Origin of the sequence: Roseateles saccharophilus (assembly GCF_004342485.1) — a bacterium.
In the GTDB taxonomy this organism is placed as follows: domain Bacteria; phylum Pseudomonadota; class Gammaproteobacteria; order Burkholderiales; family Burkholderiaceae_C; genus Pelomonas; species Pelomonas saccharophila.
The window spans coordinates 29,616-52,729 of sequence record NZ_SMBU01000032.1 but is presented as its reverse complement, the minus strand read 5'-3'; the positions used below and the strand labels follow the sequence as shown (position 1 = coordinate 52,729).

Annotated in this window: 19 protein-coding genes; 9 read left to right on the top strand and 10 right to left on the bottom strand. The window is 70.6% G+C overall.

The window, feature by feature from the left end; all coding sequences use genetic code 11:
- The first annotated feature begins 78 nt into the window (after positions 1-78).
- The 6 genes from EV671_RS20765 (at position 79) to EV671_RS20740 (ending at position 8,655) form a co-directional block, all read left to right on the top strand.
- Complete coding sequence (locus tag EV671_RS20765) at positions 79-2,664, top strand: PAS domain-containing sensor histidine kinase (RefSeq protein WP_243655830.1); 2,586 nt, start codon at positions 79-81, stop codon at positions 2,662-2,664.
- Positions 2,661-3,284, top strand: coding sequence for a response regulator transcription factor (locus EV671_RS20760; RefSeq protein WP_088483486.1), 624 nt, complete (start codon positions 2,661-2,663; stop codon positions 3,282-3,284). Before EV671_RS20765 ends, EV671_RS20760 begins: the two co-directional genes overlap by 4 nt.
- A gap of 116 nt (positions 3,285-3,400) precedes the next feature.
- A complete protein-coding gene (gene folD, locus EV671_RS20755; RefSeq protein WP_132575333.1) occupies positions 3,401-4,261 on the top strand; it encodes a bifunctional methylenetetrahydrofolate dehydrogenase/methenyltetrahydrofolate cyclohydrolase FolD in 861 nt (286 codons plus the stop codon).
- A gap of 2 nt (positions 4,262-4,263) precedes the next feature.
- Complete coding sequence (locus EV671_RS20750; RefSeq protein ID WP_132575331.1) at positions 4,264-6,252, top strand: M3 family metallopeptidase; 1,989 nt, start codon at positions 4,264-4,266, stop codon at positions 6,250-6,252.
- Between the two features lie 57 nt (positions 6,253-6,309).
- On the top strand, positions 6,310-6,825 hold the full coding sequence (locus EV671_RS20745; RefSeq protein ID WP_165917661.1) for a DUF1697 domain-containing protein: 516 nt from the start codon (positions 6,310-6,312) through the stop codon (positions 6,823-6,825).
- A gap of 96 nt (positions 6,826-6,921) precedes the next feature.
- A complete protein-coding gene (locus tag EV671_RS20740) occupies positions 6,922-8,655 on the top strand; it encodes a sensor histidine kinase (protein ID WP_243655829.1) in 1,734 nt (577 codons plus the stop codon).
- Positions 8,656-8,670: 15 nt separating this feature from the next.
- On the opposite strand, the gene EV671_RS20735 is transcribed toward EV671_RS20740, so the two are convergent.
- The 8 genes from EV671_RS20735 to EV671_RS20700 form a co-directional block, all read right to left on the bottom strand.
- Complete coding sequence (locus tag EV671_RS20735; RefSeq protein WP_132575327.1) at positions 8,671-10,287, bottom strand: SulP family inorganic anion transporter; 1,617 nt, start codon at positions 10,285-10,287, stop codon at positions 8,671-8,673.
- On the bottom strand, positions 10,277-11,512 hold the full coding sequence (locus tag EV671_RS20730; RefSeq protein ID WP_132575325.1) for a DUF2252 domain-containing protein: 1,236 nt from the start codon (positions 11,510-11,512) through the stop codon (positions 10,277-10,279). The genes EV671_RS20735 and EV671_RS20730 overlap by 11 nt, the downstream gene beginning before the upstream one ends.
- Before the next feature lies 1 nt (position 11,513).
- A complete protein-coding gene (locus tag EV671_RS20725) occupies positions 11,514-12,617 on the bottom strand; it encodes a patatin-like phospholipase family protein (protein WP_132575323.1) in 1,104 nt (367 codons plus the stop codon).
- Complete coding sequence (locus EV671_RS20720) at positions 12,617-13,249, bottom strand: glutathione S-transferase (protein ID WP_132575321.1); 633 nt, start codon at positions 13,247-13,249, stop codon at positions 12,617-12,619. Before EV671_RS20720 ends, EV671_RS20725 begins: the two co-directional genes overlap by 1 nt.
- Positions 13,246-13,725 carry a hypothetical protein gene (locus EV671_RS20715; protein WP_132575319.1) on the bottom strand — a complete coding sequence of 160 codons (480 nt, stop codon included), beginning with the start codon at positions 13,723-13,725 and terminating at the stop codon, positions 13,246-13,248. The genes EV671_RS20720 and EV671_RS20715 overlap by 4 nt, the downstream gene beginning before the upstream one ends.
- Before the next feature lie 65 nt (positions 13,726-13,790).
- The gene (locus tag EV671_RS20710) at positions 13,791-14,291 is read right to left on the bottom strand and encodes a hypothetical protein (RefSeq protein WP_132575317.1); all 501 of its coding nucleotides are present in this window, start codon (positions 14,289-14,291) and stop codon (positions 13,791-13,793) included.
- A gap of 8 nt (positions 14,292-14,299) precedes the next feature.
- Positions 14,300-14,725, bottom strand: coding sequence for a VOC family protein (locus EV671_RS20705; RefSeq protein WP_132575315.1), 426 nt, complete (start codon positions 14,723-14,725; stop codon positions 14,300-14,302).
- A gap of 43 nt (positions 14,726-14,768) precedes the next feature.
- Positions 14,769-17,555: a M16 family metallopeptidase gene (locus EV671_RS20700; protein ID WP_132575313.1), complete on the bottom strand. Its 2,787-nt coding sequence runs from the start codon at positions 17,553-17,555 to the stop codon at positions 14,769-14,771.
- A 249-nt stretch (positions 17,556-17,804) separates the two neighbouring features.
- Between EV671_RS20700 and EV671_RS20695 the strand changes: the two genes are divergently transcribed.
- The 3 genes from EV671_RS20695 to EV671_RS20685 are packed head-to-tail and all read left to right on the top strand — an operon-like array spanning position 17,805 to position 20,738.
- Entirely contained in the window at positions 17,805-20,177 is a 2,373-nt protein-coding gene (locus EV671_RS20695) for a hypothetical protein (protein ID WP_132575311.1), read from the top strand.
- The gene (locus EV671_RS20690) at positions 20,174-20,491 is read left to right on the top strand and encodes a DUF1360 domain-containing protein (RefSeq protein ID WP_132575309.1); all 318 of its coding nucleotides are present in this window, start codon (positions 20,174-20,176) and stop codon (positions 20,489-20,491) included. The genes EV671_RS20695 and EV671_RS20690 overlap by 4 nt, the downstream gene beginning before the upstream one ends.
- Position 20,492: 1 nt before the next feature.
- Entirely contained in the window at positions 20,493-20,738 is a 246-nt protein-coding gene (locus EV671_RS20685) for a hypothetical protein (protein ID WP_132575307.1), read from the top strand.
- Position 20,739: 1 nt separating this feature from the next.
- On the opposite strand, the gene EV671_RS20680 is transcribed toward EV671_RS20685, so the two are convergent.
- Together EV671_RS20680 and EV671_RS20675 are read right to left on the bottom strand one after the other, a co-directional pair.
- Entirely contained in the window at positions 20,740-22,551 is a 1,812-nt protein-coding gene (locus tag EV671_RS20680; protein ID WP_132575305.1) for a putative bifunctional diguanylate cyclase/phosphodiesterase, read from the bottom strand.
- Entirely contained in the window at positions 22,548-23,114 is a 567-nt protein-coding gene (locus EV671_RS20675; protein WP_132575303.1) for a YfiR family protein, read from the bottom strand. The genes EV671_RS20680 and EV671_RS20675 overlap by 4 nt, the downstream gene beginning before the upstream one ends.

Here is a 23,114-nt window from a genome sequence, read left to right as displayed (position 1 = left end):
CTCGGAATTTTCCAAATGGTGCGATTCGATTTCTTATTATGAAATTCTGATGGCATCAGCCACCCGGATAATTTGTCGATGTCCGTCGACTCTCCCGCCCCCGAGACCCGCTCCCGCAGCCAGCGCATGCTGGCGCCGCTGCGCCGCCTGGTCGCCACCTGGTGGTTCCGGCAATCGCCCTCGCGCCAGGACCGCCTGGCCACGCTGGGCCCGCTGATCTCGGTGCTGCTCTTCCTCGCAGCCATCATTTCGGCCTTCTGGTATCTGCGCAACGAAGAGATCGAGCGCGAGACCGAGAGCGTCAAGCGCGACACCGAGATCGCCCAGCAGCAGATCCGCCTGCGCCTGATCGAGAACCAGGAGCAGCTCGTGCGCATCGCGCGCGAGGTCGTCACGCGCCAGATCGACGCCCACGAGTTCTCCGCCCAGGCCCAGGCCTTCGCGCGCGAGCGGCCCGAGCTGACCCATGTGACCTGGCTGAGCGCGCACCGCGAGCGCCGCAGCAGCGTCGGCGCGGCCGGTTTCCAGGCCGACGGGCTGATGACGGCGGACGGCGACGACCCGTCCATGCCCTTGCCCAACCAGTCCAACGCGGCCGAGATCGCCTTCGAGGCCGCCAAGGAAAGGCGCCAGCCGGTCTACTCGCCGCCCTTCGCCGACGCCAACGGCACCACAGTCTTCCAGCTGCACATCCCGCTGATCGACCGCGGCGGCTTCGCCGGCGTGCTGATCGCCGAATACACGGTCGAGGCGCTGCTGCGCTACTACGTGCCCAGCGAGGTCGCCACGCGCCACAGCATCGCCGTGCTGGATGCGCGCGACCAGGTCGTCAGCAGCACCGTCACGCCCATGCCCGGCCAGGTGCTGCGCCGCGCGGCCCTGCTGCACGACGTGCCGCTGGCCCCGGCGCTGAACGGCCTGGTGCTGCGCGGCCAGGGCTGGCGCACCTCCATCGGCCTGATCAGCAATGCCCTGTTCTGGCTGGTGCTGGCGCTGGCCGGCCTGACGGTGTGGATGCTGCTGGGCACCTGGCGCCACATGCGTCGCCGCACCCAGATCCAGAACGCGCTGACGCTGGAAACCAATTTCCGCCGCGCGATGGAGAACTCCATGCTGACCGGCATGCGCGCGATGGACATGGACACGCGCATCACCTACGTGAACCCGGCCTTCTGCGCGATGACGGGCTTCTCGGAGGCCGACCTCGTCGGCCGCACGCCGCCCTACCCCTTCTGGCCCAGCGACCGCCGCGAGGAGAACGCGCGCCTGCTGCAGCAGGAGCTGCAGGGTCGCAGCCCCTCGGGCGGCGTCGAGGTCAAGATCCAGCGCCGCGACGGCAGCCAGTTCGACGCCCGCGTCTATGTCTCGCCCCTGGTGGACACCAAGGGCAAGCAGACCGGCTGGATGACCTCGATGACCAACATCACCGAGGCCAAGCGTGTGCGCGACCAGCTCTCGGCCTCGCACGAGCGCTTCACGACCGTGCTGGAAGGCCTGGACGCGGCCGTGTCGGTGCTGTCGGTGCAGCCGCCCGAGCTGCTGTTCGCCAACCGCAGCTACCGGCTGTGGTTCGGCGCCGACCCGGCCGGCCACGCGCTGCTGGCCGGCGGCCAGCTGGTCGGCACGACGAGCCGGCGCGGCCTGCCCGACGCCTCCGACGAGGTCGACGACTACTCCGGCCTGCCCGCCGAGGCGCTGACCGACATCGGCTCCGACCCGCGCGAGGTCTACGTCGAGTCGCTGGCCATGTGGTTCGACGTGCGCGCCCGCTACCTGCAGTGGACGGACGGGCGCCTGGCGCAGATGCTGATCGCCACCGACATCACGATGCGCCGCCACGCCGAGCACCAGGCCGCGCTGCAGGCCGAGAAGGCCCAGGTGACGAGCCGGCTGATGACGATGGGCGAGATGGCCTCCAGCGTCGCCCACGAGCTGAACCAGCCGCTGACCGCCATCACCAACTACTGCAACGGCATGGTCAGCCGCGTGCGCGCCGACAACATCGACAAGGATTCGCTGATGGCGGCGCTCGAGAAGACCGCCCGCCAGGCCGAGCGTGCCGGCCAGATCATTCACCGCATCCGCGCCTTCGTGAAGCGCAGCGAGCCGCAGCGCCAGCCGGCGAATGCGGCCGACATCGTCGAGGACGCCGTCGAGCTGGCCGGCATCGAGCTGCGCCGGCGCAGCGTGGCCATCCACACCTATGTCGCTCAGCGCCTGCCGCAGCTGATGGTGGACCCCATCCTCATCGAGCAGGTGCTGATGAACCTGCTGAAGAACGCCGCCGAGGCCATCGACAACGCCTCGCTGCCGACCTCGCGCCGCCACATCGAGCTGCGCGTCGTGCCCAAGCACAGCGCCGACCTGGGCGGCCAGATCGAGTTCTCGGTGACCGACATGGGGCCGGGTTTGCCCGATGAGGTGCTGGCCCGCATGTACGAGGCCTTCTTCTCGACCAAGGCCGACGGCCTGGGCATCGGATTAGGGTTATGCCGGTCCATCGTCGAGTCCCACCAGGGCCGGATAAAAGCCGAGAACCTCTACAATGGCTCCCTTGTCGTCGGGTGCCGATTCGCCTTCACGATCCCGGTCACCATCTCCTCAGAACAGCTGCGTGCGGACAACGCCAGCGGCGCTCAGAGAACCGAACCCACCACACCATGAGCTTGATCCCGAAGAAGGGCAACGTCTACGTTGTCGACGACGACGAAGCGGTCCGCGACTCCCTGCAATGGCTGCTCGAAGGCAAGGACTACCGGGTCAAGTGCTTTGACTCCGCCGAATCCTTCCTGGCCCGCTACGACCCCCGCGAGGTGGCCTGCCTGATCGCCGACATCCGCATGGACGGCATGACAGGCCTGGAGCTGCAGGACCGCCTCATCGAGCGAAAGAGCCCCCTGCCCATCGTCTTCATCACCGGCCACGGCGACGTGCCGATGGCCGTGCAGACGATGAAGAAGGGCGCGATGGACTTCATCGAGAAGCCCTTCAAGGAAGAAGAGCTGCTGGCCCTGGTGGAGCGCATGCTCGACCAGGCCCGCGACGCCTTCTCCAGCCACCAGGAAGCCGCCAGCCGCGACGCGCTGCTGGCCCGGCTCACGACCCGCGAGGCCCAGGTGCTGGAGCGCATCGTCGCCGGCCGCCTGAACAAGCAGATCGCCGACGACCTCGGCATCAGCATCAAGACGGTCGAGGCGCATCGCGCCAACATCATGGAGAAGCTCAACGCCAACACCGTGGCCGATCTGCTGAAGATCGCCCTCGGTGCCACCGCCAAGGCTTAAACACCCGCATCTCATACAGAGGCCGCTGCATGCGGCCTCTTTTGTTTTAGTCAGTTGAGGACAGAGCTACTCGCTTCGCTCGGGCGGTCTGTCCCGCAAAAACAAAGGACTGTTCCATGACCGCCCAACTGATCGACGGCCTCGCCCTGTCCAAGGCCACCCGCGCCCAAGTGGCCCAACGCGCCGCCGCGCTGACCGCCCAGGGCCGCCAGCCCGGCCTCGCCGTCATCCTCGTCGGCGACAACCCGGCCAGCCAGGTCTATGTGCGCAACAAGGTCAAGGCCTGCGAGGAAGCCGGCATCCGCTCCGTGCTGGAGAAGTACGAGGCGAGCATGACCGAGGCCGAGTTGCTGGCCCGCGTCGAGGCGCTGAACAACGATCCCGCCATCCACGGCATCCTCGTGCAGCTGCCCCTGCCCAAGCACATCGACGACCACAAGGTCATCGAGTCCATCTCGCCGGCCAAGGACGTGGACGGCTTCCACGTCGCCAGCGCCGGCGCGCTGATGGTGGGCGAGCCGGGCTTCAAGGCCTGCACGCCCTATGGCTGCATGAAGATGCTGGAAAGCATCGGCATGGCCAACCTGAAGGGCAAGCACGCCGTCGTCATCGGCCGCAGCAACATCGTCGGCAAGCCCATGGCCATGATGCTGCTGGCCGCCAACGCCACCGTCACCGTCTGCCACAGCGGCACGGCCGACCTCGGCGCGATGACCCGCCAGGCCGACGTCATCGTCGCGGCGGTGGGCAAGCGCAATGTGCTGACGGTCGACATGGTCAAGCCCGGCGCCGTCGTCATCGACGTCGGCATGAACCGCAACGACGAGGGCAAGCTCTGCGGCGACGTGGATTTCGACGGCGTGAAGGAAGTCGCCGGCTGGATCACCCCCGTGCCCGGTGGGGTCGGCCCGATGACCATCGCCATGCTGCTCGTCAATACGCTTGAATCGGCGGAACGCGCCGCCAAGTCCGCCTGACCATGACCAATCCCCTGCTCTCCACCGCCGCCCTGCCCGACTTCGCGGCCATCCGGCCCGAGCATGTGCAGCCCGCCATTCACCAGCTGCTGGCCGCCGCCCAGGCCGCGCTGGACGAGGCCGTGAAGCCCGAGACGCCGGCCGACTACGACGCGCTCTCGCGCATCCTCGACACGGCCACCGAGCGCATGGGCGCGGCCTGGGGCGCGGTCGGCCATCTGAACGCCGTCGCCGACACGCCGGCCCTGCGCGAGGCCTACAACGCGATGCTGCCGGCCGTCACCGAGTTCAGCACCGCGATGGGCGCCAACGAGGCGTTGTTCGCGAAGTACAAGGCCGTGATGTCCGCGCAGGGCGAGGCCCTGAGCGCACCGCGCCGGCAACTGCTCAAGCACGCGATCCGCGACTTCGTGCTGTCCGGCGCCGAGCTGCAGGGCACGGCCCGCGAGCGCTATGCCGCCATCCAGGAGCGCAGCGCCGAGCTGCAGCAGCAGTTCAGCGAGCATGTGCTGGACGCGACCGATGGCTGGCACATCATCGCCAGCGCCGAGGAGCTGGCCGGCGTGCCGCAGGACGTGCTGGACGCCACCCGGCTCGACGATGGCGGCTACAAGATCACGCTGCACTTCCCGGTCTACCTGCCCGTCATGCAGTACGCCGAGAACCGCGCGCTGCGCGAGACCCTCTACCGCGCCTACGTGACCCGCGCCAGCGAGCAGGGCAAGCCCGAATGGGACAACACGGCCGCGATGCGCGAAATCGTGGCACTCCGCCAGGAGGAGGCGCAACTGCTGGGCTATACCAGCTTCGCCGAGGTGTCGCTCGCGCCCAAGATGGCGTCGACGCCGGCCGAGGTCATGCACTTCCTGCGCGACCTTGCCGGACGCGCCCGCCCCTTCGCCGAGAAGGATCTGGCCGAGCTGCGCGATTTCGCCAAGGGCGCCGCGCTGGAGAGCTGGGACGTGTCCTACTGGAGCGAGAAGCTCAAGGAGGCCCGCTACGCCTTCAGCGACCAGACGGTGAAGCAATACTTCACCGCGCCCAAGGTCGTCGCCGGCCTGTTCTCCATCATCGAGCGGCTGTTCGACGTGTCCATCACCGAGGCCAGCACCCCGGTTTGGAACGACACCGTCAAGTTCTACGAGCTGCGTCGCAGTGGCAAGCCCATCGCGCAGTTCTACCTCGACCTCTGCGCCCGCCCGGGCAAGCGCCCCGGTGCCTGGATGGACGATGTGCGCAGCCGCTGGCTCAGGCCCTCGGGAGAGCAGCAGCTGCCCGTGGCCCAGCTGGTGTGCAACTTCGCTTCCCCCGTGGGGGCTAAACCGGCCCTGCTGACGCACGACGACGTCATCACCCTCTTCCACGAGTTCGGCCACGGCCTGCACCACATGCTGACGCAGGTGAACGACCTCGGCGTGTCGGGCATCTCCGGCGTCGAGTGGGACGCCGTCGAGTTGCCCAGCCAGTTCATGGAGAACTTCTGCTGGGAATGGGATGTGCTGCAGCAGCTCAGCGGCCATGTCGACAGCGGCGCGCCGCTGCCGCGCGAGCTGTTCGAGAAGATGCTCGCGGCCAAGAACTTCCAGAGCGGGCTGATGACGCTGCGCCAGATCGAGTTCGCGCTGTTCGACATGCGCCTGCACGGCGAGCCGGGCAGCGAGGCCGACGTGCAGAAGCTGCTCGACGAGGTGCGCGACGAGGTCGCCGTGCTGATCCCGCCCGCCTTCAACCGCTTCCAGCACAGCTTCTCGCACATCTTCGCGGGTGGCTATGCGGCCGGCTACTACAGCTACAAGTGGGCCGAGCTGCTCAGCGCCGACGCCTGGAGCGCCTTCGAGGAGGAAGGCGTTTTCAACGCTGCCACCGGCCGGCGCTTCCTGCACGAGGTGCTGGAACAGGGCGGCGCGCGCGACGCCATCGACAACTTCAAGGCCTTCCGTGGCCGCGAGCCGCGCATCGACGCCCTGCTGCGCCATCAGGGCATGAGCTGAGCTGCGTGCTGCAATCCAGGGTTGGCGGCAAGCTCGTCCACACCGCGGAGAACTGACTTGCGCACCATCGCCCTCTGGCGCGGCATCAATGTCGGCAAGGCCAAGCGCCTCGCGATGGCCGACCTCAAGGCCCTGCTGGCCGAACTCGGCGCGACGAATGTGGCAACGCTGCTGAACAGCGGCAACGCCGTCTTCGACACCCGCAGGAAGCTCACGGCGGACCGGATCCGCGCGGCCGTGCTGGAGCGGCTCGGCGTCGACGCCGCCGTCATCGTGAAGACCGCGGACGAATGGGCCGCCATCGCGGCCTCGCAGCCGATCGCCGAGGCCGACGACGCGAGCCGCCTGCTCGTCGCGGTGACGGGAGATGCCGCCACGCTGCAGGCCGTGGCCGGCATCGCCACCCAGGGTGACGAGCGCCTCGTCGTCACCGCGCACGCGGCCTACCTGTGGTGCGCCCACGGCATCCTCGAAAGCAAGGCCGGCGTCGCGCTGCTGAAGCGGCTCGGCGAGGCCGGCACGACGCGCAACTGGGCGACGGTCGAGAAGCTCAGGGTGCTGGCTTTGGCCTAGCTGCCGGTGCCGCGCAGGCGCCGCGGCACCCAAATGCTGCACAGACGGGCCGCCGCGGCCGGTGGCGCGGTGCCCGCCTGGCCCTAGCATGGCGCCATGCCCGCCGCTTCCCTGCCGCCAGCCCCACCCCGGAACCACGCCACCGGCCGGCGCCTGACGCTCAGCGCGATGGTGCTGCTGTTCGCGGCCTTCGCGCTGATCGTCGCCTGGGGCTCGGTCGCGGCCGTGCTGGGGCTGAAGCGGCGCGACGCCCTGCAGGCCCAGGACCAGCAGGGTCGCAACCTCGCCCGCGTGCTGTCGGAGCAGACCCTGCGCGTGCTGGCCGCGGCCGACCAGGCGATGCTGCGCGTCGTGCAGGACCACGGCGCCGCCCAACTGCGGCCGGAGGACCTGATCCGCTTCGCCAACGAGACCGGCCTGGCGCCGCTGATCCTCGTGCAGCTCTCACTGGTCGATGCCCAGGGCGTCCTCGTCGGCAGCAACCTGGACCCGAGCGGCAGGAAGAACGGCCGCATCGACCTCTCCGACCGCGAACACGTCAAGGCCCATCTCGGCCAGCCCGACCGCCCCGCCGACCAGGACCGGCTCTTCGTCGGCCGCCCCGTGCTCGGCAAGGTGTCCAACCGCTGGACCATCCAGCTCTCGCGCGCGCTGCGCGACGCGAACGGCCACATCGACGGCGTCATCGTCGCCTCTCTGGACCCGAGCTATTTCGAGCGCGTCTATGCCGACGTGGACGTGGGCCAGACCGGCAGCGTCGCCCTGATCGGCCAGGACATGAACGTGCGCGCCCGCGTGATCGGTGGCAAGCCCGACGGCATGGGCAGGCAGCTGCCGCCCGGCTCGGCGCTGGGCCAGCACCTGGGCGAGCCAGAGGGCAACTACCGCTCGACCAGCAGCCTGGACGGCGTGAGGCGCATCTACGCCTTCCGCCACGTCGCCGGCCTCCCGCTGCTGACCCTCGTCAGCATCGGCGAGGAGGAGGCCCTGCGCGACTGGCGGGCCACGCGCGACGGCATGATCGGCCTGACCGCCGTGCTGAGCCTGGCCATCGTCGCCTCGGCCGTGCTCTTCGTCACCGGACTGCGCCGGCTCGAGCAGAGCCATGATGCGCTGAAGATCAGCGAGGCCGAGGCGCTGGCCGCCAACCAGGCCAAGAGCGAGTTCCTGGCCGCCATCTCGCACGAACTGCGCACGCCGCTGACCAGCATCCGCGGCTATGCCGAGCTGATGGAACAGCGCCTGCAGGAACCGCGCTACCGCGAGGCCGCCGGCCTGATCCGCAAGGGCGCCGAGCATCTGAACAAGCTGCTGACCGAGATCCTCGACCTCGCCAAAGTCGAGGCCGGCTCGATGCAGCTCAGCCCCGAACCCGTCGACCTGCAGCAGTTGCTGAACGGCACGGCCGACTTCTTCGCGCTGAGCGCGCAGAGCAAGGGCCTGACGCTGACGCAGGAGTTCGACCCCGCCTTGCCCCCGGCCATCCTCTGCGACGGCCTGCGCCTGAAGCAGATCCTCAACAACCTGCTCTCCAACGCGATCAAGTTCACCGAGCAGGGCGGCGTGCGCCTGCGCATGGCCCGCGACGGCGACAGCCTGCTCGTGCAGGTCATCGACACCGGCCCCGGCATTCCGGCCGAGAAACATGCGCAGATCTTCGAGAAGTTCCGCCAGGGCGATGCCAGCGTCAGCTACCAACATGGCGGCACCGGCCTGGGCCTGGCGCTGTCGCGCGCGCTGGCCGAGCTGATGCACGGCCAGCTCGGCATCGAGCCCAGCGTCGGCACCGGCGCCTGTTTCTCGCTGCGCCTGCCGCTGCTCCTGCCTTGAAGCCCTGAACCGGTTCTAGCCTCCCAGGCTGGTCGCCGCGTCCGCCACGCTCCAGAACTGCCGGTCCTCGCGGCCCAGCCCATCCGGCGCGCTCGCATGCAGCAGGGCCCGCACCGGCTCTTTCACGCGCGCCAGCAGCAGCCGTTGCTGGCGCGCCGCGAGGCGTTGGTCCAGCTCCAGCAGGCATTCCAGCGCCGTGCTGTCGAGGTCGCCGCTCTCCTCCAGGCTCATCACCAGCGTGGCTGCGCCGCTCGCGGCCAGCCGCGCCGCGGCCTCGGCCATCACGCGCTCGGCGCTGGCGAAGAACAGCGGCTCCTGCGGGCGCAGGATCAGCGCGCCCGGCACCGGCACGGCATCGGGGTGCTCGGGCCGGTTGACGAAGTTGCGCGTGCCCGGCATGGCGCCGAGCTCGTGCAGCACCGGCTGGCTGAAGCGGCGCAGCGCCTCGACGATGGACAGCGCAACCGAAGCCAGCATGCCGTGCAGCAGGCCCAGGGCCAGCACGGCGACGACGGCGCCGGCGATGAGCAGGCGGTCGCGACCGAGACGCCAGGTGGCCAGCAGCGGCCGCGGCGACAGCGCATGCCACAGCGCCGCGATGACGGCCACGGCCAGCACCGGCCGCGGCAGCCATTGCAGGGCCGGCAGCGCGACGGCGATGGCCAGCCCCAGCACGGCACAGGCGATGAGGCCGGCACGGCGGCTCTGCGCGCCGGCGCTGTGGTTGGCCGCGCTGGCCGAGAAGCCCGCGCCCACCGGCATGCCCTGCAACAGCCCGGCGGCCACATTGGCCGCACCCAGGGCCATCAGCTCGCGGTTGGCGTCCGGCGCGTCGCCACGCTGCAGGCCCAGCGCGCGGATGCTGCCCCAGGACTCGGCGAACAGCAGCACGACCAGGCCGACCGCCAGCTCGGCCACGCGCAGCCAGGCGTCACGCTCCAGATCCGGCAGGTGCAGCGCGAAGGCCGGCGGCGCGACCGTGCCGACCACCTCGACGCCCTCGGCCTGCAGGCCCAGCCAGCGCGTCGCGGCGATGGCGGCCACCAGCGCGATCAGCGAGGCCGGCCAGGTCGGCCAGCGCCGCAGCAGCGCGATCAGCCCGCCGGCCGCCAGCGCCACGAGCAGGCTCAGGCCGTGCCAGCCGGCCGTGTGGGCCAGCACCCAGACGAGCAGGTGCGGCGCATCCAGGCCCGGCGGCGGGTGCAGGCCGAGCACGTCGGGCAGCTGCTTGATGACGATGGTGATGGCCAGCGCGAACGCGAAGCCACGCAGCACCGGCCGCGACACGAAGGCCGACAGCTGGCCCTGGCGCGCCGCGGCCAGCGCGAGCAGCACGCCGCCAGCCGCCAGCGTCAGGGCCAGCAGCGCCTCGGCGGGCGCGATGCCGGCCAGGCCCGCCGCCGCGGCAGCGGCCAGGCTGGCACTGGACGAGGTGGGCGCGACGATGGCGTCGCGGCTGCGGCCGAACAGCGCGTAGACGGCCAGGCCGACGAGGGCCGCCGCGAAGGCATGCGCCACCGGCAGGCCGGCCAGGCCGGCATAGGCCACGCCCTCGGGCAGCAGCAGACCGGCCACGCACAGGCCGGCGGTCAGGTCGGCGCGCCAGCGCAGGCCCGGGGTATCAGCTGCCATGGTTCACGATGTCGAAGGCGCCCTGGTCGAAGGCCCGGCAATAGGTGACCCAGTCCTCGCGCGCCTGCTCGGCCGTCGCGCGCGACAGCGCCACCAGCCGGTCGCGCCACTTGCCCTCGCCGCCGCCGCGCCGGCCGAAATCGATCAGCTCGTCCGCCGTGGCGGCCCCCTGGCGGCCCGACGAGCGCAGCTGCGCCCAGGCCATCAGCCGCCCCATCGTGACGAGGCTGTCGGCCAGCGCATGCCCGTGCTCCGAGAGGGCGGCGAGGTCCAGCCTGTCCTCGTTGGCCTGCAGCCCGCGCAGCACATGGGGCTGGCCATCGAGGCTGACCGCGTGCAGGAAGGCCATCGACACGGCCTGCATGCGGCGCTGCACGGCCACGAGGCGCTGCGCCGTGTCGCCGAATTCCGGCTGCCTGCAGCCGCCCGCCGGCGCGAGCACCGACGGCAGGATCTGCTTCAGGTCGAGCAGGTACTGGCCGTCGGCCACGCCCTTGCCGCGCACCAGGATCACATAGCGCTGCAGGCCCAGGCTGCCGGTGCCGGCGATGCGCCGCGCCACGTCCAGCACCTCGAAGAACTGCGGGTCGTGCTGGGTCTTCGCGAAGCCCTGCATGAACTCGGCGACCTGCTGCTTCTGCACATCGCTGGCCGCCAGCGAGCGCTGGCCGTCGATCTTGAGCCGGCGGTAGCGGCCGGCGCGCGTCGGCGCACCGCAGCGCTTGGCGAGGAAATCGGCGCGCTTGCGCAGGCCGACCTGATCGAGCAGCTCGCGCACCGGGCCGGACGCGGTCTCGCGCTCCAGCCAGTAGGCCTTGCCGACGGCCAGCGCATCGGCATAGGCGTCCAGCAGCGCGCGGCACAGCCGCTGCGTGTGCGCCGTGTCCAGGTGCAGCTCCTGCGCCGCCAGCCACAGGCTGGTCAGCAGCCGCAGCGGGTCCCAGGCGGCCGGGGCGAGCGCGGCCTCGTCGAAATCATTGAGGTCGAAATAGGCCAGGCGGTTGTCGCCCTTGTAGCTGCCGAAGTTCTCCAGGTGCATGTCGCCGCAGCACCAGGCCGGCGGCGCGTTCTTCAGCACGCCGCGGCGCTGCACGCCCGCGTGGAAGAGATGGGCCGTGCCGCGCAGGAAGATGAAGGGGCTCTGGCGCATCTTCGCGAACTTCATGCGCAGCCGCTCGGGGTCGCGGCCGGCGTTGAAATCAAGGATGGATCTCACGACGTCCATGTCAGTTCTCCGGTAACGAGTGCACGCGCATGCCGACGTTGTCGCCCGGCGGCTCGCGCCAGGCGGCGCGCTTCACGACGCGGCGGCCGTCGCGCAAGCCGGCGTCCCAGCGGGCCTGCAGGCGTGCGGCGGTGAAGTCGATGTCGCGCCAGGAGTCCTCGCCCGGCTGGGCCTGCATGACGAGGTGCTCGACATCGATGCGCGAGTCGCAGCCCAGCGCCAGCAGGGCCTTCACGGCCGGGTCGGCAGCGGCCTTGGCGCCGAGCTGGCGGCCGACGAGGCGCAGCGCGCGGCGCAGGTTCTGCAGCCGCTCGTGGTCGTCAAGGTGCTCGCAGATGCGGCTGGCGTACTGGATGTCCTTGTAGCGCGTCAGCGCCTGGGCCATCGTGCGCGGCGCGGCCTCGCTGGCGTCCCAGAGGTCGACCATGAAGCACAGCGTGTCGCGGCGCTCGCTGTCGTCGAGCACGACGTCCAGCGGCGTGTTGGAGTAGATGCCGCCGTCCCAGTAGGCCTCGCGCCCGATGCGCACCGGCGCGAAGCCCGGCGGTAGCGCGCCGCTGGCCATCACGTGCTCGGCCGCGATGCGGGTGCTGCCGTCGCGGTTGTCGAACAGCTCCAGCTCGCCCGAGCGCACGTTGACGGCGCACAGCGTCAGCCGCGTGTCGCCGGAGGCGACAAGGTCGAAGTCGACCAGCTCGTTCAGCGTCGCAGCCAGCGGCGTGGTGTCGTAGAAGCCGAGCTCGGTCAGCGGCGCCTGGCGGTTCAGGTCCCAGGCCAGCGGGCCGCGCGGCTTGAAGAAGCCGGGCACGCCGCCGACCAGCGTCTGCCAGGTCTGCAGGCCGGCGCTGAAGGGGTTGGCGGGACCGGACATGGGCAGGCCCGGCCGCGTCACGCGCGACCAGAACTCGCGCAGCGCGGCCAGCCGGTCGGCCGGCGCATTGCCGGCGATCAGCGTCGCGTTGATCGCGCCGATGGAGGTGCCCACCAGCCAGTCCGGCGCGATGCCGCCGGCGTCCAGCGCCTCGGCCACGCCGGCCTGGTAGGCGCCCAGGGCGCCGCCGCCCTGGAAGACATAGACGGTCTGCGGGAGGCGCCGGGTCGCCATCAGGAAGCCTGCAGCTGCACGCCGTCGTCGCAGGGGATGGCGCGGAAGACCGGCTGCGCCTCGCAGGCCGCCGCATGGGCGACGAGGCGCGGGAAGGCATCGGCCGGCACGACCTCGGGCAGCACGAACTGCGTGAAGGTCCAGGCCACCGCGGTCGTGATGCCGGCCTGGCCGAGGCCCGCCTCGGTGCCGTCCAGCGGCCGCGCGGCGAGTTCGGCCTCGAGCGCGCGGTAGGCGGCGTCGAGCTGGCCGCTGACCCGCGCGATCCAGGGCTCGTGGCGCTTCTCGGCCGGACGCAGGCCGCGCTCGTAGACGATCTGGGCCGTCTTCTCGCAGGCCGCGAGCGCCAGGCCGGTGAGGCGCAGCTCGCGGGCCAGCAGCGCGGGCTCGCACGGCGCGAAACGGCGGCCGGACAGGGCCTCGATGTATTCGAGCATCAGCGTCGAATCCATCAGCACCGTGCCGTCGTCGCAGACCAGGGTCGGCGCCTTCACGACCGGGTTGATGTGCTGGAACTCGTCGAAGCCGCGGAACACCGAGATGGCCGCGTGCTCGAAGCCAAGGCCAGACAGGCGCATCGTGATGGCGACGCGGCGCACATAGGGCGAGTCGAGCATGCCGATCAGTTTCATGAGCGTGGTTCTCCGGTCGTGGCGCGATCTTGCCCGTGCAGCAGCTCGTCCAGGGCGCTGCGGCCGTGGCGGCGTTCGATCTCGGCCAGCATCACGCGGTTGTAGCCGTCGGCGTAGGCCTCGGCGACCGGCGTGCGCGCCTCGGTCTTGTGCAGGCGCGTGACGCCGAAGCGCTGCTTCCACTGCCGGGTCTTGGCGGCCTCGGCGCGCGTCTGCGGCTCGGCCGGCGCGAAGGTCTGCAACTGCAGCAGGCCGGCCTCGATGTCCGCGCGGGCCTGGGCTTCGCCGCGGTCGGCCGCGAGAAGGGTGTTGCCCAGTCGCAGGTCGACGGTCGCGATCAGCTGCGGCTCGGCCCTGGTGCGGCCCATGAAGCCCGACATCCGGTTGAACATCATCAGCACGGTGCCTGCGGCCAGCACGCTGCCCGCGAGGGCCACGACCTGGATGGGGCGGGGGCGGGGGCGGCGCCAGCGCATCTCAAACTTCTCCCAGGCCATCGCCCATCAATCCGAACATCGCCAACCTTTCTTTTGAACGGCCTTCATTCTCGGGCCAGCGGCGCGAGCGCATCCGCAACACGGTGCTGCCAGCCGACCAGCTCGTCCGCGCGCCAGTCGGCCCAGCGCGGCGCCTCGGCCTCCAGTTCGTCCGCCAGCGCCTGCAGACCGGCCTGGCCCGACACCGCTGCCGCGAGGCTCAGCTGCGCCAGCCACTCCTGTACCTGGCGCACGCGCGGGTAGGCCGCGAACAGCCAGCGCGCCACCTCGGGCTGTGCGCGCCAGTCGGCGCTGCCGAAGCGCTCGACGGCCAGGGCCGTGAGTCGCTGGCCAGCGCCCAGGCAGTCGAAGGCGATGCAGCCGGGGAAGCCGAGGTCTATGAGCCGGTCGTGGATGCCGCAGCGATGGTCAGCGCAAAGGTGGTGGCAGGCCGTCTCGGCAGGCTTGTCGAAGCCGAAGCCTTGCACGGCGTCGAAGGGCGGGATCACGCAGCACAGCGCCACGCAGGCCGAGCAGTCGGCCTTCAGGCGCTGCGGAAGCTGCACCGCCGCGATCACGCTGCGGGCGGCGCCGAGACGCTGATCATCCAGCCCACGCCGAAGCGGTCGCTGACCATGCCGAAGAGCGGCGACCAGAAGGTCCTGGCCAGTGGCATACCGACCTGGCCGCCGTCGGCCAGCGCACCGAAGAGCCGACGCGCACCGGCCTCGTCGGGGCTGTCCAGCGACAGCGAGAAGCCCTTGAAGGCCGGGTCGCCGCCGCAGTGGCCGTCGGACATCATGACCACGGTTTCACCGATGCGCAGCGAGGCATGCATGACCTTGCGCTCGGAGCCCGGCGGCAGCATGCCGGGCGGCGGCGGCTCGGGGCTTTCGGCGTTGCGCATCATGAACTGCAGTTCGGCGCCCAGCGCCGCCCTGTAGAACTCGATGGCCTCCTCGCAGCGGCCGTCGAAGAACAGATAGGGTTCGATCTTCATCGCGGTTTCCTCGGCAAGTTCATACCAGCGGTCGACTCTAGCCTCATGGGTTCTTGAAATCACCCGCCGTCGAGATGACGAAGGCATCGGGCCGGATGTGGGCGCGCCAGGCGGCATTGACCTGTTCCACCGTGACGGCGGCGATCTCGTCGTCGTCCTTCTGCACGGCGGCCCAGGTCTGGGCGCGCTCGGCCAGGCTGCCGAGGGTGCCGGCCAGCGCGCCGATCTCGGTGCGGGCCTGCTTGCGGCTTTCCAGCATGTCCTGCTTGGCGCGCGCCAGCTCGGCGGCCGTGATGCCGTCGGCCGTCATGCGGGCCAGCTCCTCGCGGATGACGGCAATGACGCGCTCGCGCTTGTCCGGCGCATAGCTGGCCTGGATGGCGAAGCCGCCGTCGTTGCCCCAGAAGCCCGCCGTCAGCGACGCGGCTATGCCATAGGTCAGGCCCTCCTTCTGGCGCACGCGCTCGGAGAGCCGGCTCTCCAGCCCGCCGCCGCCGAAGACGTGCACGGCCAGCTCCAGCGCCGCGTTGTCGGCGTCCTCGCTGTTCAGCGCCAGGGTCTCGTGCAGGCGCACGATGGCATTGGCCTTGTCGCGCGCGATGGCGTCGAAGCGCGCCGGCGGCACCTCCACATGCCGCGGGATATGGCGCAGGAACTTCGGCGCGGCGGGCTTCTTCCAGTCGCCGAAGAGCTTGTCCACTTCGGCGGCCAGGCCGTCCGGCAGCGCACCGACGACGCTGACCTGGGCGTCGTTGGCGCTCCAGTAGTCGGCATGGAAGCGCCTCACGTCGTCCAGCGTCGTCGCCTTCAGGTTGGCGATGCGCTCGTCCACGCCCATCACATAGTCGGGCTGGCCGAGATGCACGCCGCGGGCCTGGTTGTAGTGGCCGCGCGTGGCCTCCTGGCGCAGCACGCCGGGCTCCTGGCGCGAGGCCTCGATGGCGGCCAGGCCGGCCTTGATGTCGCGGTCGAAGGCATCCTGCGGCAGCAGCGGGTGGCGCAGCACGTCGGCCACCACGCGCAGGGCCGGCAGCAGCGTGTCGCGCTCGGCGCTCAGGAAGACCGTGGCGCCCTGGTCGTAGCTGCTGATGTTGAGGCTGGCGCGCAGCTTGATGAGGGCGTCCTGCAGCTGCTGCTTGCTGTAGCCGGCGCTGCCCTCGTTCATCAGCGAGCCGACCATGCCGGTGCCGTTGCGCGCGAAGGTGGCGTCGCGCTCGCCCCAGCGCAGGCCCAGCATCAGCGCGACGCTGTTGCCGCGCGTCTGCTTGCGCAGTGTGTGCAGCGCGATGCCGCTGGGCAGCGTCGTGCGGTTCATGCGCGACTCCAGCACGGCGGGCACGGGGTCGAGCTGCTCGCCGGCCTCTACCTTGGGCGGGGCCTTGAGCCCGGCCAGGCGCTCGTCCAGCGCCGGCGCGGCCGGGATCTCGACGCGCTCCACCGCCGCGGCCGGCAGATAGCGACCCAGCGTGCGGTTGGCCGGCCTGAAGTAGGCGGCGCGCACGCGCTCAACGTCGGCCAGCGTGACCTTGGGAATGTCCTCCATCAGTTGGAACAGCAGCCGCCAGTCGCCCGCCGCGATCAGGCCGGAGATCTGCTGGATCAGCGCCTCGGGGTTCTTCATCTGCTGGCGATAGCTGTTGACGGCGATGTCGCGCACGCGCACGAGCTCGCTCTCCTCGAAGGGCTTGGCCGTGCGGCCCTCGACGAGGTCGAGCAGTTGGGCCTCGACCTTGCCCACGTCGGCGTCCGGCGGCAGGGCCGCGTAGGCGCTGACGGTGCCGGGGTCGGTCCCGCCCACGCCGCCGATGCCGGCCGCGACGGCGAGCTTGGGCTCGACGAGCTGCTTGTAGAGCTGGCCGCTGGGCTGCAGGCTCATCAGCAGGCCGTAGACGATGAGGGCCGGCGTGTCCGGGTGAGTGATGGCCGGCACGTGATAGACCGCCAGCAGCAGGGGCTGGCCGCCGACGCGGCGCACGACGACCGAGCGTTCGCCGTCCTGGGCCGGCTCCACCGTGTAGGGCTGGGGGATGGGCGCCGCGGGCTTGGCGACGGGGCCGAAGTCCCTGGCGATCAGCGCCAGCGTGGCGGCCTTGTCGAAGGCGCCGGCGATCAGCAGCGTCGCGTTGTCGGGCCGGTAGTAGCGCCTGTAGAAGCCCTGCAGCTTCTCGATGGGCAGGTTCTCGATGTCGCTCTTCGGGCCGATGGTGGCGTGGCCATAGGGATGCCAGGCATAGGCCGCCGCGTTGACGCGCTGGGCCAGCACCGCGAAGGGCTGGTTCTCGCCGCGCTCGAACTCGTTGCGCACCACCGTCATCTCGGTGTCGAGGTCGGCCTTGGCGACACGGCTGTTGACCATGCGGTCCGCCTCCAGGCCGAGCAGGAAGGCCAGCGTGTCGGCGTTCGCGTTGAAGCTCGCGAAGTAGTTGGTGCGGTCCACCGTCGTCGTGCCGTTGAAGCGCACGCCGCGCTGGGCCATCGCGCCGGGGATGTCCCTGTGCTGCGGCGTGCCCTTGAACAGCATGTGCTCCAGCAGATGGGCCATGCCGTATTCGCCCGGCGCCTCGTAGCGGCTGCCGACGCGGTAGGTGATGTTGACGGTGGTCGTCGTCTGCGTCGCGTCCGGGAAGAGCAGCACCTGCAGGCCGTTGGGCAGGCGGTATTCCTCGATGCCGCCGAGCTCGCGCACGGCGGTGGGCTGCAGCGCCGCCGCTTTCGCCGCGGGCCGCGCCGCCACGGCCGCATGCGGGGCCTGGGGCTTCTGGGCCTGTGCCTGCGGCAGGCCGGCCATCAGAACGCAGGCCACGAGCAGGCCGATTCGCAAGGACTTCATTCAGGTCTCCAAGGGGCCGGCTGCGCCGGTCGCGTCGATGAGGCGCCGATTCTGACCGCAGAGCGCCTGCCCCCCGGCGTCGCATACGTCATGCAGGCAGAAACCATCGGTGAATAAGAACCGCCGCCCTCCCTAGGCTTTTTGGCCCGCTAGGGGGGTGGCCGGGCGAGGTGGCGCCTAGGGTTGATTCAAGAAGCGCAGCAGCGCCGCCCTTCCCTTTCAACGACGACCTCTGCAAGGAAACAAGCCATGGCCACCACCCCCAAGCCGCCCCGATCCACCGCCATGCCCACAGCTGCCCTGCCCGCCGACGGGGCAGGTGACGATGCCAATGAGCCGCTGGACGACGACTTCCACTTCGTGCTGGGCGAGTTGCTGGCCGCCTACAAGCCCGTGCTGGCCGCCGACCTGCAACGCGCCGACTCGCCCGACGCCCTCATCAAGGACGCACTCGCCAACCCGCCGAGCTGCGAGGACGAGTTCGCGCAGGCCATGGCCCTGTTCGAGCGCTTCAGCAGCGAGGAGGTCGCGCAGCGCGTGCTGCCCGCGGCCGTGCGCGAGCAGCTCGGGCCGCTGGAGCGCTGGCGCTGGTGCCTGCTGCACCTGCGCTGCTGCATCGTCTTCGGCTGGCTGATGTGCCGCGGACCGCGCTCCTTCCGCGGCTCCAGCTACTACCTGTGGCGCTACTGGCGCTGCGTGCGCGAGGTGCTGGGCGCGCCGGTCGCCAACCCGCCCACGGCCGCCGAGCGGGCCGACTTCAACCACCTCGTCAAGGCGCTGGCCGAGGCCTACAAGCCCTATCTGGACGACCAGCTCGCCAGCGTCGAGTTCACTCAGGGCTTGCCCGAGCAGGTGCTGGCCGGCCAGGTGGACTGCTTCGAGGATGGCGACGCCAACACGCAGATCCTCGAACGCCTGCTCAGCACCGACACGGCCGCCGCCCTGATGGGCCGCGAGCTCATCGCCAAGCACCGCGCCGATCCCCTCTACTGGTTCTGCCGTTGCTGGGCGCTGTGCGCCATCCGCTTCGGCTGCTGCCTGGCGCGCGCCCGCAACCTGCGCGACGTGTTCCGCTGCCTGCGCGGCTACCGCGCCTGCCTGCGCCGCTGCCAGCGCCCGCTGCACTGCGCACTGACCGCACCCGCCGGCTGCGTGCGCGGCGAGACCGACATCCTGCCCGGCCGCATCCTCGAGGCCGTGCGCGGCGACGCCGAGGGCACGGGCTTCGGCCATTACCTCATCGAGGTGCGCAGCCCCGGCGGCAGCCTGCTCGGCGGCGTGGTTGTCTACCCCAACAACCTGGGCCTGCCGGACGTGGCCGCCACGCAGGGCAACTTCTCGGTCGCGGGCGGCAACCTCGGCTGGGTGGACACGCGCAAGTGCGCGGTGGACGCCGGCATCGAGCTGCTCAGCTCCACCACCTTCACGCTGACGCTGCGCGTCTTCTCCGCCAGCGGCGCCGAGCTGCAGCCGCCCTGCACGGGCAGCTTCGCGCTGTCGGTCAACGAGGTCTACATCAAGCGCGTCAGCACGCCCTGGTCGGTGGACTACCCCAACCCGGCCGAGCCGCTGCGCGCGGCCGACAGCGCGGCGGCGGCGCTGTCCACCGTCGGCGGCGGCCTGCATGTGCGCGGCGCGGCCAATGTCTATGGCTGCGCGGGCGAGAAGATCCGCGAGTACACGATCTGGGCCATCCCCGACCCGACGTTCAGCGAACCCCAGCCCGCGCCCTTCACGAGCATCGTGCCCGGCGGCGGCTGGCGCCTCGTCACCCACATCGAGTTCAACCCGATGAGCATCGCCCAGCCCAGCGGCCCGCCCATCAACTACACGGCCGACCAGGTGCGCGCCAGCAATGTGCTGGACGGCAACCCCTTGCCCAGCATCCTCACCAATGTCTGGGGTTCGCGCAGCGAATGCATCTGCGTACACATCGACTCGACCAACTTCTGCACCTGCTGGAACGTGCCCTCGCTGGAGCCCGCGGGCTTCGACAGCAACTCCCTGCCCAGGCAGGACCCGCCCCACCAGCAAGGCGGCACCGGCAAGTTCAGCGTCCTGCTGCAGGTCATCGACACCGCCGGCAACAGCTACTACGACATCCAGCGCGCCTGGATCGACAACGAGCCCATCCAGGCGGCCGTCGTCGGCATCGGCAACCAGGCGCCCTGTTCCGACATGTACACCCAGACCCACGAGGGCATCTTCAAGACCGTCGACATCCGCGGCTATGCCTGGGACCAGTACATCGACCGCGGCGACCTGAGCGCGCCGACCAGCGACAACTTCGACAGCTACCAAGTGCGCTTCACCAAGCAGGGTGCGGTGTCGCCCCAGGTCATGCTGATCAACTCGACCAACACGGTGCCCGCGCGCGCGCTGGCCCTGCCGGCCGAGAGCCTGGCCACCGGCACGCTGACGCCCTGGAACCTGCAGGTGCTGGACGCGGCCAGCAACCCGCTGGGCCTGCCGGCCGACCAACTGCTCGGCCCCGGCGAGGCCTGCGTCTACGTCGTCGTGCTGGAAGCCTGGGACAAGACCGTCGTCGACGAAGGAACGGTTCACTACTCCGGCTGGAAGCTGTTCCCAATCAAGATCATCAACGGCCCGGAACCGCTGTGAGCTTGGAGGATCTGGGCTTCTGGCCCCGCCTGGCGCTGGCCACGCTCGCGGCCTGGCGGCTCACGCATCTGCTGGCCGCCGAGGACGGCCCCTTCGGCCTCGTGCTGAAGCTGCGCACGCGCCTGGGCAACGGCGCCTGGGGGCAGTTGATGGACTGCCCCTACTGCGTGTCGCTGTGGGTGGCGGCGCCGCTGGCCCTGCTGATTGCGCAGGACCCGCTCGGCTGGGCCCTGGGCGTGCTGGCGCTGTCGGGCGCGGTCTGCATCGTCGAGGCGGGGCTGGACGCCCTCGCCTCGCCACGCAAGGAGAGATGACATGGGATGTTGCGGACAAGGCCGCGCGGCGCTGCGCCAGGCCCCGAGCCCGACGCCGGAGCGGCCCGCGGCCGGCCCGGCCGAGCGGCGCGTGCTGGTGCGCTACCGCGCCAGTTCGCCGGTCGTCGTGCGCGGCGTGGCCAGCGGGCGGCTCTACGAGTTCGATGCCGGCCGACCCACGCTCTACGTCTCCGAGGGCGACGCGGCGGCGCTGCTGCGCTCGCGCTGGTTCATCAGAGCAGACTGACTCAAGCCACGCCGAACAGCGCCGGCACCGCCTGCGGCTCGACGGGCCGGCTGAAGCCGAAGCCCTGCATCAGATCACAGCCCATCGCGATCAAGGCCGCCTCGTCGGCCGGCAGCTCCACGCCCTCGGCGACGACGAGCATGTGCATCGCATGGGCCACGCGCACCATCGATTCGACCAGGGTGTGCGAATCGGCGTTGGCCGACAGGCCGTGCACGAAGAGTCGGTCTATCTTGAGCTTGCGGCAGCGGATGCGGCGCAGATAGGCCAGCGAGCTGTAGCCGGTGCCGAAGTCGTCGATGGCCAGGCCGTAGCCCAGGCCCTGCAACGTGAAGACGAAGGAATCGGGCTTGTCGATGTCCTCGAAGTCGGCACTCTCGGTGAGCTCGAACTCGACCTCGTCCGGCCCCAGCTGCAGCAGCTTGAGCTGCTGCAGGAAGCGCTCGCGGTGCTGGGGCTTGCGGCACTGCTCCCAGGACAGGTTGATGGACACCGCCGGCGGCTTCAGGCCCAGGGCCTTCCACGCATCCAGGTCCCGGCGCAGCACGGCGAGCAGGACGAGGCCGAGCTCGACGATGTGGCCCGAACTCTCGGCGACCGGGATGAACTCCACCGGCGATACCCAGCCCCGCTCGGGATGGCGCCAGCGCGCGAGCGCCTCCAGGCCCAGCACGCGGCGCTGCGCGTCGTACTGCGGCTGGTAGGCCAGGCAGAACTGGTCCTGGGCCAGCGCCTCGACCATGTCGCGCTCCAGCGCCAGCCGCGAGTGCAGGGCCTCGCCGATCTGCGGCGTGAAGGGCTGGAAGCTGTCCCGCCCGATCTGCTTGGCATGCCGCATCGCCGCGTCGGCGCAGCGCATGGCTTCGCTGGCGTCGCGCGCATGCTCGGGCAGGGAAACGGCGCCCACGCAGACATGCAGGGGCAGCCATTGGCCGTCGTAGGAAACCGGCTTCGTCAGCTCGTTCTGCATCTGGGCGACATGGGCCCGCAACGCCTCGCCCTCCAGGCCCGGCTTCAGCAGCACGGCGAACTCGTCGGCCGACAGCCGGGCGGCCCGGTCGCCATGGCGGCACAGCAGCTGAAGGCGCTGGCTGACGGCCTGCAGCACCGCGTCGCCGGCGGCGTGGCGGTGCTGGTCGTTGATCTGCTTGAAGTCGTCCAGGTCCAGGATGAGCAGCGTGGCCGCCTCCTGCTGGCGGAAGGCGCGCTCCAGCAGGTGGCGCATATGCCCGCGGTTGGGCAGGTCGGTCAGCGCGTCGAAGCGGGCGATGTAGCGCGTGCGGCGCTCGACCTCCTTGATCTGCACGCGCAGGCGCTTGGACAGCCACCAGGCCAGGCCTGCCGTCGCCAGCAGCGTGCCCAGGGTCGCCGCCAGGAAGCGGACCAGGTCGGTCCACATCGGCAGCTGGCTGGCCTCGACGGCCAGCAGGCCGACGCGGTGGCCGTCGGCCGTCACCGGCACCTCGACCCGTGCGATGCCGGCCAGGTCGTGCAGCCAGGAGCTTTCTGCCGGCAGCCGGATGAACTGGGTGAAGACGCTGCCGTCGGTCCGGATCAGCCGGGCATGCACGATGGCCGGGCTTTGCTCCAGCGCCAGCAGGCTATCGCCGGCATCGCTGCGACTGTCGAAGACCATGGCGGCGGAGACCGTCTGCGCAACGATGCTGGCCTGGGTGCGCAGGTCCTCGGTCTGGCGCTCCAGCAAGCGCCAGTACTGCAGCAGGCTCAGCACCAGGCCGAAGGCCAGCAACGCCGCGAACGCGACCATCAGTTCGCGCAGGCGGTCGACGGCATCGGCAAATCCCGGCTTCATGGCGCCCCACCCTGGTGTCGCACATATCGCGCCAGCCGCAACAGCTTGGCGCTGACGCCAAGACCCGCATGACGGGCGGCGTCGAGATCCACGTCGAAAACGATGCGGCCGTCCTCGACCTGCAGGTTGACCATGGCGCCCTGATCGAACATCGCGGCCACGTCGGAGACGACGAGGACCGGCAGTTCGGCGAGCTGGGTGCGCAGGCCGGCCTGGGGCGCCGGCAGGTAGAGCAGATGGCAGCCGGCAGGCGAGTCGCCGCGGGCCATGCGGCGAACGTCCAGCGTGAGTTGGCGGATCTGCCGCCCGGCCAGGCCCTGCAGCGCGCCCTCCATGCGCCCCTCGCCCAGCGTGCACAGCTGCAGGCTATGGCCGGGCTGTTCGCGCTCGGCGGGCCAGCTGACGAACATCAGCAGGCGGTAGACGACCTCCGCCTTCAGCGCCTCCGGGCCACCCGTCTGCGCCAGGGCCGGCCCGGCACAGGACAGCCAGGCCAGCAGCGCGCAGCCGAGCCGGCGCCGCCAGCGGGCGCTGCTGCTCGGGATGGCCAGGAGCCGGGTCAT